This is a genomic window from Streptomyces sp. Ru62, from assembly GCF_002920615.1.
Taxonomy (GTDB): domain Bacteria; phylum Actinomycetota; class Actinomycetes; order Streptomycetales; family Streptomycetaceae; genus Streptomyces.
In genome coordinates this window covers 85,486-97,880 of sequence record NZ_PQSU01000019.1, presented here as the reverse complement: position 1 = coordinate 97,880, position 12,395 = coordinate 85,486, and the positions used below count along the sequence as shown (strand labels likewise).

Sequence of the window (12,395 nt, the reverse complement as noted above, 5' to 3'; positions counted from 1 at the left end):
CGCTAGGCTCTTCGGCGGTGCCCCGGCGCGCGTGACGCGGAGTTCTCCTCCCAGGCGGTGTGGATCTGGGCGGAGTCCAGCAGGTGCTCGCCGTAGAGATCCTGCAGCCAGTTGCTCTGGTAGATGGTGTCGAGGTAGCGCTCGCCGAGGTCGGGGGCTATCGCCACCGCCGTGAGGTCACGGGTGCCGTGCCGGGCCAGCCAGTCCGTCGCGGCGCTCACCACGGTCCCCGTGGAGCCGCCGAACAGGAAGCCCCGTCGGGCCAGCCGGTGGCAGGTGCGGATGGTGTCCGCCTCCTCCACCCGGATCACCTCGTCCACGTACTCCTCGTCGAGCAGCGGGGGGCGCATGCTCATGCCCAGGCCGGGGATCATCCGGCGGCCGGGCGTGCCGCCGAAGGCCACCGAGCCCACGCTGTCCACGGCGACGATCCGCACCGGCCGGTGCCACTTGCGGAAGTAGCGGGCGCAGCCCATCAGCGTCCCGGCGGTGCCCGTCCCGACGAACAGCACGTCCAGGCGCGGGAAGTGGACGGCGATCTCCGGTGCCGTGGTGCGGAAGTGCGCCCGCCAGTTGCCCGCGTTGGTGTACTGGCTGAGCCACACGTAGCGGTCGTCGGACGCGCACAGCGAGCGGACGTATTCGAGCCGCGTGCCCAGGAAGCCGCCGCCCGCGTCCAGGTCGGTCACGACGTGCACGTGGCTGCCGAGGGCTTCCATCAGCAGTTTCGTCGACAGGTTGCACCGGGAGTCCGTCACGCACAGGAACCGGTAGCCCTTGCTGGCGGCGATCATGCTGAGCGCGACGCCCAGGTTTCCGGACGAGGACTCCACGAGGATGGAGTCCGGCGTCAGGGATCCTTCCCGCTCGGCGCTCTCCACCATCTCCTTCGCGGCCTTCAACTTGATGGAGCCGGCGAAGTTGAAGCCCTCGCACTTGAGGTAGAGGCGGTGTCCGAATATCGATTCCAGATCGATGAAGAGACTTCCTTCGTTGAAGGCGTGGGGAGCGGAGATGACGGGCACGGCAGGCCTCCTGGTCCCAGGGCTGAGGGCAACGGCCTCAGCCGTACCGGCGCAGATCGTGGAAGAAGTCGTCGATGAGGCGGAGTTCTCCCGCCCTGGCCACTTGGTCGTAGACGTACTTGCCGACGGCCAGGTCGAGGACGCCCAGGCCGAAGGGCGAGAAGATCACCGGCTGGTCGTGGGGCGGGGCGGCCCGTCCTTGCAGCACGTCGTACAGGGTCCCGTTGAGGAAGTCGCGGTTCCCGGTGCGCTGCTCGACCAGGTGCGGGGAGGTGTCCGCCTTCAGGCAGTGCTCCACGTCGTCCACGAAGTTCGCCGAGGCGAGCAGGACCTCGGGCGCGAGGTCGCGCAGCGACACGTGCAGCACCAGGGGGTTGTGGGCGAACCAGCCGGGGGCCGTGACATGGGGCCGGCCGGCGACGGTGGCGAAGACCACGAGGTCGCTGGAGCGGACCAGGTCCTCGGCGCTGTCGTGGACGGTGACCTCACCGGTGGCGCCCGCCTGGCGCAGGTAGCCGCAGAAGCCGGCGGTGCTGTCCGGGGACACGTCGTGCACGCCGACGGCGTCGAAGGTCCAGCCGGAACCGGCCAGGAACGTGTGGATGTACCGGGCGATCAGGCCGGTGCCGAAGAACCCGACGCGGCGGGGGCGGCTCCGGGTCCGGCTGAGCCAGTCGGCCGCCAGCGCCGCGGAGGCCGCGGTCCGGGTGGCGCTGATGACGGAACTCTCCAGGCACGCGAACGGGTAGCCCGTGTCGTGGTCGTTGAGGATCAGCACCGCGGACGCCCGGGGCAGCCCGGTCCGCACGTTGTCGGGGAAGCTGGAGATCCACTTCAGGCCGTCCACCCGCGCGGGGCCGCCGATGGAGGCGGGGAGCGCGATGATCCGGGCCGTCGGACGGTCGGGGAAGCGCAGGAAGTACGAGGGCGGGTTGACCGAGTCCCCGGCACCGTGCAGCCGGTAGGTGGCCTCCACCAGGTCCACGAGCTCCTGCTCGCGCCCGCCGAGGGCCTGCTCCACCTGCCTGCCGGAGATCACCGCGAAGGAGGGCGCCGATCCCGGGTGGGGCGTGTCCGCCTCGGTGGCGGTCGACAGCGTGTCGGTCATCGACGGCTCGCCTCCCCCGTCGGGCAGGAGTCGGCCAGGCGTCGCGGCTCGGCCATGCCGACCAGCACCTGCCGGTCGCCCGTGAACGCCTCCCGGCTGTGCGCCGAGCCGATGTTGTCCACGAGCATCAGGTCACCGGCCTGCCAGGGCTCGCGCCGGGTGTGCTCCTCGTAGGTGGCGTTCAGCAGCTGGACGACGTCCTCGCCGATCGGGCTGCCGTCGCCGTACCGGGTGTTGAACGGCAGGCTGTCGGCGCCGTACTCGTCCACCAGGTACTCGCGCACCTCCGGGGCCAGGGTCCACTCGTTGAGGAATGCGATCTGGTTGAACCAGCACTTCCGGCCGGTGACCGGGTGCCGTACGACGGCGCAGCGGCGCTGCTCGGTGCGCAGCGACCCGTCGTCCTGCCAGCGGAAGTCGATGGCGTTGGCCCGGCAGTACTGCTCGATCGCGGCACGGTCGTCGGTGCCGAACGACTCCGCCAGGGACGCCCCGATCTCCTCGTTGTAACTGCGGGTCAGCATCCAGCCCTCCCGCTCGAACCGCTCGGTCAGCTCGGCCGGCAGGGCCCGGAGGATCTGCTCGGCGTCGGCGACCGCGGTCGCCCCGCCCTGTTCGGGCGCGGTCAGGCACGCGAACAGCAGCAGGCCGGGCACCTGAAGCGGGTAACTCAGCTCGTGGTGCATGCACATCGGCTGGTTGGCCGGCCAGGGCATGGAGGAGTACAGGCCGTGGCCGTGGTCCTCGCGGGGGGCGAAGGCCTCCCGCTCCGGCATGAGCGTCCCGGCCAGCCGTGCGAAGACGGCACCGACCTGGTCCGGGTCCTTCAGGCCGAGCCCGCGCACGAGCAGCGCCCCGTGCTCGGTGACCTGTGCCCGCAACGCCTCGCGGTGTTCGGCCGCCCAGCTCGCGACGTCGGCGGGCCGGTCCACGCGCAGCAGCGCTGGTCTGTCCGGCCGCAGCTCCACGTCGAGCGGTGCTGCCAGGGATGAGGACGGCATCTCGGTTTTCCTTTCGGTCGCCCGTCGCATGGGCGTACGGGTCAGGTGGAGGCCAGGGGGACGGCCGCGCTCAGAACGGCGTGCGCGGCCTCGGCCGGGCGGGTGCGGAGGAAGTAGTGGCCCCCGTCGGCCAGTTCGTGCAGGTCCACGTGCTCGGCCAGGAGCAGCCAGTCGCGGTGGTGGTCGGCGTGGCCGGCGGTGTGCGGGTCGTCGGCGGCGACCACTACCGAGACCGGCGCGGCCAGCTTCACCGGCGGCGGGGCGTGCAGGACCGCCTGGAAGTAGCGGTGGGCGGACACGCAGTCGTGCCGGTAGGCGGCACCGATGTGCTCGGCGTGCCGCGCGTTCAGTTCGGCGAGCTCGGTGTAGCCGCTGTCCGCGGTCAGCCGCGCCGCGATCTCCGCGTCGCTCAGGCCCGTCAGCTCGGCGACGGCGGCACCGCGGTCCTCGGCCGTGCCGAGCAGCTGCGCCCCGAGGAACACCCGCGTGACCCGCACACCGCGCTCCTGGAGCGTCCTTGCCGTCTCCAGGGCCGGTGCGGCGCCCGAGGAGTGGCCCCACAGCATGACCCGGGTCAGGCCGCGTGCCGTGATCTCGTCGGCGACCTGGGCCGCGACGTCCTCGATCGACGCGAACGGCTCCCGGTGCGCCGCCAGGTCGTGGCCCGGCAGGTCCACCGCGAGGACCGCGAGACCACTGCCCGCCAGCGCGGCCGCCATCGGCCGGTAGTTGACCGCGTTGCCGCCCGCGTACGGGAAGCAGACCAGCGCGCATTCCGGGGCGCCGTCCGAGTCCGACAGGGGCTGGAGCAGCTCCGGGCGCTGCCGGGCGGCGCCGTCGAGGAGCCTGGCCAGATCGGCGAGCACGGGGTGCCGGGTGATGTCCCGCAGGGAGACCGCGCGGTCGAGCGCGATGCTGAGCTTGACGGCCGACAGGGAGGTGCCGCCCGAGTCGAAGAAGTGGTCCGTCCGGCCGATCCGGTGCTCGGGCACCCCCAGCAGTTCGGCCCAGGCCGCCGCCAGCCGCCGCTCGGTCGGGCTGAACGCGTCCCGGTCCGCGCTGTCCGCCGCGTCGGGTCCGGCGCCCGTCCGCGCGGCCTCCGCGGTCAGCGCCTTGCGGTCGATCTTGCCGTTGGCGGTCAGCGGCAGGCTCTCCCGCCAGTGGAAGGCCGCCGGGACCATGTAGGCGGGCAGCGCCGCCGCGAGGGCCTCGCGCAGTACGTCCGGCTCGTGACGCCGGCCGGAGTGGAAGGCGATCAGCTGGGTGTTCCCGCCGCCCCGCTCGACGACGACCACCGCACCGTCCCGTACCCCGTCCACCCGCAGCAGGGTGTTCTCGATCTCGCCGATCTCGATCCGGAAGCCTCGGATCTTGACCTGGCTGTCCCGGCGGCCGAGGAACTCCAGCTTGCCGCCGGGGTGCCAGCGCCCCCAGTCGCCGCCCAGGTACAGCCGCTCCCCGGGCCGGTACGGGTCCGTCCGGTAGGCCTCCCGGGTCCGCTCGGGGTCGTTGACGTACCCCCGGCCCACACAGACCCCGGAGAACGCGATCAGCCCGGGAGCGCCCAGGGGCACCAGCGCGAGCTGCTCGTCCACGACGTACACGCGCACGTTGTTGACCGCGCGCCCCAGCAGCACCCGATCGGGTACGCCGTCCAGGACCTCGTGGTTGGTGTCGTCCGAGGTCTCCGTCAGCCCGTAGGCGTTGAGCAGCCTGATGCCCGGCTGGAGCGCGAACCAGCGCTGCGCCAGCTCCCGCTTAAGCGCCTCACCGGTCACCGACACCCACCGCAGGTCCGGCAGCTCCCGCGGGCGCTGTTCCAGGTACGAGACCACGACCTCCAGGTAGGAGGGCACGAGCTGGGTCACGGCGACCCGGCCCCGCACCAGCGTGTCGACGAACCGCTCCACGTCCACGACCACGTCCTGGCCGATCAGCAGGGTCCGCCCGCCGACCAGCAGCGCGGACACGAGCTGCCACAGGGAGATGTCGAAGCACTGCGGGGCGGTCTGCGCCACCACGGACCCCTCGGCGAGCCCCAGGTCGTCGATCTTGGCGAACAGGTGGTTGAGCAGGCCCGCGTGCTCGCACATCGCGCCCTTCGGCTCGCCGGTGGAGCCGGAGGTGAAGAAGATGTAGGCGAGCTGACCGGGCTCGACCCGCACCCCGAGGTCGTCGTCGGCGTGCGGTTCCGCGTACGCCGTCTCCACCAGCAGCTTCTCGGCGTCCGGTACGGTGGCCAGCGCCTGGTCGAGGGTCCCGGTACTGCCGGACTCGGTGAGCACCAGCCGGCACCCCGCCCGCGACAGCGTCGCCGCGATACGGCCGGCCGGGAAGTGCGGCTCGATCGGCAGGTACGCCCCGCCCGCCTTGAACACCGCCAGCGTCGCCGCCAGCCAGTCCAGGTTCCGTTCGGTGACGACGGCGACCACGTCCTCCCGGCCCACCCCGCGGGCCAGCAGTGCCCGCGCCAGCCGGTTGGCCCGCGCGTTCAGCTCGCCGTACGTCCACTGCCGCTCGCCGTGCACCGCGGCCACCGCCCGCGGATGCGCCCGCACCCGCTGCTCGAACAACTCGTGCGCGCGTGCGTCCGGCAGCGCCCGGTGCGGCCCGGCCAGCCCTTCCAACTGCTCCCGGACCTCCACGGCCGACAGCAGGCTCTGCTGCGTGTGGTCGGCGTCCGGATCGGCCGCCAGCAGCCGCAGCGCCTTCAGGTGGTAGCCGCCGATACGGTCCGCGCTCTCGGCGTCCAGCACGTCCGTGCGGTACCGCACGCGCAGCATCAGCCGGCCACCCCGGTCGCACCAGCGCACGTGCAGGACACCGTCGTCGGCGTGCTCGTCCTCGGCGTCCATGGGGCCGAACACGACCTCGTACGACGGCTCGGTCACCCCCAGCTCCCGCCGCAGTTCCGGCACCGGGAACTCCCGGTGCGCGAGCACCTCCGCCTCGGCGCGCTCGGCGGCCGACACCAGGGCCCGCCAGGACCCCGGGGGCACGGTCAGCCGGCACGGCAGCGGCTCGCCGCGCACTCCGGCGGCGTACCCCGTGACCACCTCGCGCTCGCCGGACAGCGCGGCCAGCACCTTGGCGTGCGCCGCCAGCAGCAGCGCGCTCAGCGGCAGTCCCGACCGCCGCACCAGCGCGCGCACCGAGGTCACCACGTCGTCCGGGACCGGCGTCTCCAGCTCCGACGCTCCCGGAACCGGCTCCCGGACCCACCGCGGCACGGCGGTGCTGCCGCCCGCGGTCAGCACACGGCTCCAGAACTCCCGGTCCGCTTCCACCGCCTCCACCGCTTCCACGCGCGTTCCCATCGAATGGCCTTCCTCACCTAGTGACGGACGCGGGGGCGTCGGTTGCTTCCAGGGCCCGGGCCGCGGCGCCGGGCCGGTCGCCGGCCCCGGGCATGTCCACGGCCGGGTTGCCGCCCCACTGAGCGTTCGGGGGGACTTCCTCGCCCTTCATGAGGAAGGAATCGGGTGCCAGCACCGAGCCGTCGCCCATGGTCACGCCGTAGTGCACATGGGCGCCGACGCCCAGCGTGCAGCCGGCGCCCAGCGTGCTGCGGTCGGACTTGAACGTGCCGTCCTCCTGGGAGTGGCACTGGATCTTGCTCCCCGCGTTGAGGGTGCAGTCGTCGCCGATGGTGGCCAGGGTGCGTTCGGTGATGTAGCAGCCGTCGTCGAACACCCGCCGGCCGATGCGCACTCCCAGGAGTCGCCAGACCAGGGCCTTGAAAGGAGTCCCGTTGAAGATGTTGAGATATTGGCTCGGCATTTTCCACACGCGCTCGTGCCACCAGAAAATCGGGTGGTAGATGGAACACAGTTGGGGGGTGAGCGGGCGGAACCTCGTCAGGCAGCGTTCCACGAGGACGTAATAGCCGGTGGAGAACGCGAGCGTCATGGCCAGATACAGGGCGATCACGACGTGACCGGCCACGCCGTACAAGTCCACGGAGGCGAGTCCGAACAGGGTGAGCGCGAAGACGAGGAACCAGCGCATGCACAGCATCAGGGCCATCGAGCGCAGGTTGTAGCGGTTCTTCGAACTGAGGTGGCGGCGCAGTTCGTCGCCTTCCCGCAGATGGTCGAACCGGGCGTCCCGGTCCACCGAGCGGGGAATCTCGAAACACGGCGAACCGAGCAGGCCCACGCCTTCCCGTACCTCGCCGTCGAGAGGAATCATCACCTTGGTGGCGAGAAGGCAGTTCTCACCCGTCCTGCCGCCCACGGGATAGGCAATGTTGTTCCCCAGGAAATTACGCGCTCCGATCTCCACCCGGGACACGCGGAAGGACGTACTGGAATAGTCGGCGTTGATGACGGAGAGTCCGTCGGCCACCATCGTTCCGCTGCCGACCTTGACCATGAAAGGCGTCTCGTGCTGCATCTCGGTGCCGAAATTCGAGCCGGTCTGCTCCACCCGTGACAGGTCGTAACCGAGCCCGCGCAGATAATGCACGATGTACGAGCTGTCGCCGAAAAGCCAGGCGAAGAACTTGATGTTCGTCATGCGCGCCGCCGTCCGGTGCAGCGTGTAGTGGAATCCGTACAGCGGATACACCCGGTCGGGTTTCACCAACAGACCCAGCAGGCGGGGAACGGTGTACAGGACGACGACGCCCAGGACGAGGAAGCCGGAGAACAGGGCGAGCGAGACGACGAGCGCGTCCGGGATCAGTTCCGGCCGGGTCAGCACCGCCGTCTGCGGATCGAGCCGCTTGCCGATCGCCGGGACCTCGGTGAACAGCATGTACACGCCGCCGAGGGTGAGCGGCAGGTACAGGAAGATCGTCTGGAACAGCGTGAGGCCACCGAACCAGACCCGGCGCGCGGTGCCGCACCTGGCCGGCGGGACCCGCAGGTAGTCGACCTGGGCGGGCTCCGCCGGGGAGCCGTGCCAGCGCTCGCCGTCCGGCACCGCCTGGCCGCTGTGCAGCGCGGAGGAATGGCCCAGTTGGGCTCCGTCGCCCAGCGAGGTGTCGATGTCCAGGACGGTCTTCTCGCCGACGTACACGTCCCGGCCCAGCGTGACCCGGCCGGTCTGGATCCGGCCCGCGTGGGCCCGGTAGCAGAGGAGGAACGCGTCCTTGCGGATCACCGTCCCGGCGCCGATCGTCAGCAGGTCGGTGCAGACCGGGACGGAGCGGGAGAGGATCGTGACACCCTTGCCGATCCGCGCGCCCAGCGCCCGCAGGTACAGCACGTACAGCGGGGTCCCGACGAAGAACACCATCGGATTCGCGTGCAGCAGGACCTTCACGAACCAGAAGCGCAGATAAGCCGCCCCCCAGATCGGAAAATCGCCGGGTTTCCAGCGGCCGACGAGCAGCCATTTCGCGGTGACCGGAAATATGCACAGGGCGAGGAAACCGATGCCGCCGAACAGCACCGACCGCACATAGATGCCGACGAATCCGGAACCGGCGGCGACCCACTCGTACCCCCGGGCGGTGACGAATCCCCAGACGAGGGAATAGACGAGGAAGATCAGCAGCTGGGCCGTCCCGCACAGCAGATGGTGGGCGGGGTGCGCGCGCGTCACCGGAGCGGGGGACCGCGTGGGTACCGGTGAGGGCACCGCCGTATCGAGCGCGGCTTGCATGAGGGCCGCCGTCAGACTCCGAATCGTGGGGTGCCGGTAGATGTCCCGCATGGACGGCGACGGGAGATCCGGGTTTTTCCGCAGCCGCGCGCAGAACTGGGCCATCACCAGGGAATTCGCGCCGAGGTCGGTGAAGAAGTTACTTTCGGCCGGAACGTCGTCGCAGCCGGTGACCTCGGCCAGTGTTTCCGCGAGTTTCCGCTCGGTCCGTACCCTGTCGGACCCCATGTCGCTCAGGGTGACGGCGGGTTCGGGGGGCCGGGATATGGGGACCTCGGAGGACTGCTCCACCATTACATCTCCTGAGGACGTATGGATCGCCAATGGCCGGCCGGACGGTTCCTGATCAGGAACCATCGGTTTCAGTCTGGCGAGGTGGACAGCAGGCTGCCACTTCGCATCGGCCCATTCGTTCCGCCCGGAAGACGCCGACGGCTCTTTATTCCTTGGTTTCCGCGCGGAGCGGCCCCCACCACGCCTCACCCGAACGGCGGCGCCCCCGAATCGCCTACGCATCCTCAAAGGGCGCCGCCGGGGAATGCCCCGTGGTCCGGTGACCCGCGTACACCCGGGTCCTGCCGGGCACCGGGGCGGGGTCTTGTTAAAGGGGCACGCGACCGACTTCGTGGGCGCGGGACCTCCGCCGTGACCGGCGAGGACGACCGGTGGCACGGCCTGGCGGCGGCACGGATCCGACTCGCCGTTCAGCGGCGTGTGGTGACCGGAGCCACCGGAACCCGGTGTCCCTGGTCGCCCGCCCTTCAGACGGTCCGTCCGGGGGCCGCCCTGCCGAGTGGGCCGGGCCCCGCACGACGTGGCGTCAGGGCGCGGGGAGCTCCGCCCGTACCGGCTTGATGATCTCCTCCGTCAGCCACCGGGCCACGCCCTGCGGGTAGCCGCGCGGCAGGCTCAGGACGATGTGGTCGAGACCGGCGTGGACGAGTTCCAGCACGGTCCGGCGGGACGCCGCGATGTCGTCGTAGGAGATGACGACCTGCACCGACCTGCTGATCTCGGACGGATCCCGGCCGATGGCCGCACAGTGCTCGTCGAGCACCCGGGCGCGGTCGGTGATGCGGTCGAGCTGATTGTGCGGCGGGCCGGGGATGTTCCAGATGTCGGCGTGTTCCGCCACCAGCCGCAGCGTCCGGTTGCCCCAGCCGCCGATGAGCAGGGGCGGGCCCGAGGGCTGCACGGGCTTCGGCTCGTTGCGGTTCCCCTTCAGCCTGTAGTAGCGGCCCTCGAAGTCGAACTCCTTCTCGGTCCACATGCGCTTGAGGATGGTGATCGTCTCCTCCAGGCGCGCGATGCCCTCGGCGGGCGGCACGAGGGTGAGACCGTACGCCTCGTACTCGGCGATCGCCGGGTTGTCACCGGCGACGCCGCCGGCGCCCGCGGGCTGGTGCGTACCGCCCACCCCGAGTCCCATGACCAGCCGGCCCCGGGACACCACGTCGACCGTGGTCGCGATCTTCCCGAGGACGGCCGGCCGGCGGATGCGGTTGCTGGTGACCAGGAGCCCCAGCCGGAGGCGCCGGGTCTGCGCGGCCAGCGCGGCCAGCAGCGTCCAGCCCTCGTAGATCTTCCCGTCCTTCGGTCCCGCCAGCGGCAGCATGTGGTCCCACAGCCAGGCGTGTTCGATCTCCGGTATCTCGTCGGCCTCCAGCCACACCCGGAGGATGTCGTCGTACTCGACGTGCATGGGTGTGGTCTTGAGACCGAAGGTCACGCGTCTGGGCTCACTCATGTGAACGTGCGTCCTTGTGTGAGAGAAGCAGGGCGGTGATCGCCGTGCGGTTGAAGACCACAACTACCGCACGGCCCCGTGTCCCGGCCGATGAATTCCGGCCAGGGTTGGACCACGTCGGTCACGTGATGCGGCACGGCCATCCACCGCCGGGTACCGGCCGGCTCAGCCGGGGACCGCCGCACCAGTGGCCACGTCGGGCAGCGGGAGGGCAACCGCGTCGGTGCCGCGTTCCGGGATGCCGATGACCTCGACCGTCACCCCTCGTGCTGCCAGGGCCTTCGCGGTCTGTGCGACGGTGATCTGGGAGAAGCCGAAGACGGAGTCCGGCGTCAGGCTCCCGCGGTTCTTGAGAAGCATCGCAAGGACGATCCGCTTGGGCGTGTAGTCCTCCGGAAGGAGGTGTGCGCCGCCGCTGAGCCGGGCCACCTTCGCGGTGAAGTCCGCACGGACTCGGGCGGACTCCTGGAGCAGTTCCACCGCGACCCTGGCCTGGCTGAACAAGTGACTCAACGGACCGGAACCGCCCGCGCGCTTGACGAGGATCAGAGTGCCGTCGGGCGTGAGCAGATCACAGATCTCGACCTGGTCCCTGGGCCGGAGCGGGTTGGCGACGTTCTTGGTGTCGAGGCAGAGCCAGCCGGGCCGGTCATCGGCCACCCTGTTGTTGTAGTCGTGCTCCGACTCACCGGGCACCCAGGCAGGGAGGGCGACGGAGGGGGAGGGAGAGAACAGGGCGCTCACGGTGACCCGGCACTCTTCGGTGTAGGCCGCCCCGGCCTCGTACCACTCGCCGTCCATCAGGAAGAACCGCCGGGAGCCGAGCGAGACGCCCGTCTCCAGCCAGGTCAGCGCGCTGGTGACGGCGAGCGTGTCGGCGGCCCCCGCCCGGCGGTCCCTGGCCAGGGTCACGGTGCCCTCGCGCAGCGCCCTGAGGCGTCGGCCGCGCGGTGCGAGCCGGGCCCGGGTGAGAACGTATCCGAGGTCGAACTCATCGGACCGCAAGGCACCCGTGCTGTTGATCCGCGTCAGGTACGTGGTGGCCTCCGCGTACGCCTCGTGGTGTTCGGAGGGGACGGAGACGGAGATCAGCCCGTCCGCGGGCCGGCCGAGACGGTCGTCCAGAGCCTGGTCGAGGGTGTCGACGGTCCTCGTGTCGCTGACCGGCACGATGTGGTCGACGAACTCCAGCTCCTGGTGCGGAATGTCCTCGCGGCAGATCCTTGCGATGGCCCGCAGGTCGGAGACCAGGGCCGCGGGCTCGACTCCGAGAGCGATCCTCAGCCCGCATCCGCCCTGGGCGCTGACCGCCTTGCCACGCGTGTACCGCGACCGGGTGAGCGGCAGGTCGTCGAGGTATCCGCCCAGGCTCCGCACGATGCGGGAGTGGTCACGAATCCCCAGCAGCGGGACGGACGCGCCCCGCGGGACCAGGGAGATGTCGGTGCGGGCCTGTCCGAGGGATCTCGACACAGCCCCGCGGATCATGTTCGGGTCCATCTGCCGGATGGCGAACGAGAGGCCGAAGCGCTTGTCCTTGAGGTGGTCCGGGATCAGTCGGTACCCCTGGTCACAGCCTATGGCGTACACCGTCTCGTCGACGGCGAGCAGAAGCAGGGCAGCGGTGCGGCGGACGCTCTCACTGACGGTGATGCCGGTGGTGCGCGACATGGGTGCGCACCAAGGGGCCTCGGTGCGCTCCATCGCGCAGGTGACGTACACGGCCGGGACCCCCAGTACCTCGGGCACATGCAGCTCGGCACCCAGCTCGTCGAGAAGCTCGATGTCCAGAGCACCCAGCATGGCCTCCGTGGCCGGGGAGACGCCGGACAGTCGGTAAACAGTGCGTACCGCGGTGTTCACACCACTGATGATGGACGTTATCTGTGTACGTTGTCAACAGA

7 protein-coding genes are annotated in these 12,395 nt (G+C 70.6%); all 7 read right to left on the bottom strand.

The window, feature by feature from the left end:
* Positions 1–2: 2 nt before the first annotated feature.
* Positions 3–1,025, bottom strand: a complete 1,023-nt coding sequence (gene sbnA / locus C3492_RS25510) for a 2,3-diaminopropionate biosynthesis protein SbnA (protein ID WP_103814397.1) — start codon at positions 1,023–1,025, stop codon at positions 3–5.
* A 37-nt stretch (positions 1,026–1,062) separates the two neighbouring features.
* Positions 1,063–2,133 carry a 2,3-diaminopropionate biosynthesis protein SbnB gene (sbnB, locus tag C3492_RS25505; RefSeq protein WP_103814395.1) on the bottom strand — a complete coding sequence of 357 codons (1,071 nt, stop codon included), beginning with the start codon at positions 2,131–2,133 and terminating at the stop codon, positions 1,063–1,065.
* On the bottom strand, positions 2,130–3,134 hold the full coding sequence (locus tag C3492_RS25500) for a TauD/TfdA family dioxygenase (RefSeq protein ID WP_103814393.1): 1,005 nt from the start codon (positions 3,132–3,134) through the stop codon (positions 2,130–2,132). The genes sbnB and C3492_RS25500 overlap by 4 nt, the downstream gene beginning before the upstream one ends.
* A gap of 41 nt (positions 3,135–3,175) precedes the next feature.
* Positions 3,176–6,451, bottom strand: a complete 3,276-nt coding sequence (locus tag C3492_RS25495; protein WP_103814391.1) for an amino acid adenylation domain-containing protein — start codon at positions 6,449–6,451, stop codon at positions 3,176–3,178.
* Positions 6,452–6,464: 13 nt separating this feature from the next.
* On the bottom strand, positions 6,465–9,038 hold the full coding sequence (locus C3492_RS25490) for a Pls/PosA family non-ribosomal peptide synthetase (protein ID WP_181140544.1): 2,574 nt from the start codon (positions 9,036–9,038) through the stop codon (positions 6,465–6,467).
* A 526-nt stretch (positions 9,039–9,564) separates the two neighbouring features.
* The gene (locus C3492_RS25485) at positions 9,565–10,491 is read right to left on the bottom strand and encodes an LLM class flavin-dependent oxidoreductase (RefSeq protein WP_219822091.1); all 927 of its coding nucleotides are present in this window, start codon (positions 10,489–10,491) and stop codon (positions 9,565–9,567) included.
* Between the two features lie 165 nt (positions 10,492–10,656).
* On the bottom strand, positions 10,657–12,354 hold the full coding sequence (locus C3492_RS25480; RefSeq protein WP_258055883.1) for a TIGR04141 family sporadically distributed protein: 1,698 nt from the start codon (positions 12,352–12,354) through the stop codon (positions 10,657–10,659).
* Between the last annotated feature and the right edge of the window lie 41 nt (positions 12,355–12,395).

What these genes read in the sequence shown, in the direction of transcription:
- sbnB (WP_103814395.1), bottom strand. Translation starts at nt 2,133, where the DNA reads ATGACCGACACGCTGTCGACCGCCACCGAGGCGGACACGCCCCACCCG.
- C3492_RS25490 (WP_181140544.1), bottom strand. Translation starts at nt 9,038, where the DNA reads ATGGTGGAGCAGTCCTCCGAGGTCCCCATATCCCGGCCCCCCGAACCC.
- C3492_RS25485 (WP_219822091.1), bottom strand. Translation starts at nt 10,491, where the DNA reads ATGAGTGAGCCCAGACGCGTGACCTTCGGTCTCAAGACCACACCCATG.
- C3492_RS25495 (WP_103814391.1), bottom strand. Translation starts at nt 6,451, where the DNA reads ATGGGAACGCGCGTGGAAGCGGTGGAGGCGGTGGAAGCGGACCGGGAG.
- C3492_RS25500 (WP_103814393.1), bottom strand. Translation starts at nt 3,134, where the DNA reads ATGCCGTCCTCATCCCTGGCAGCACCGCTCGACGTGGAGCTGCGGCCG.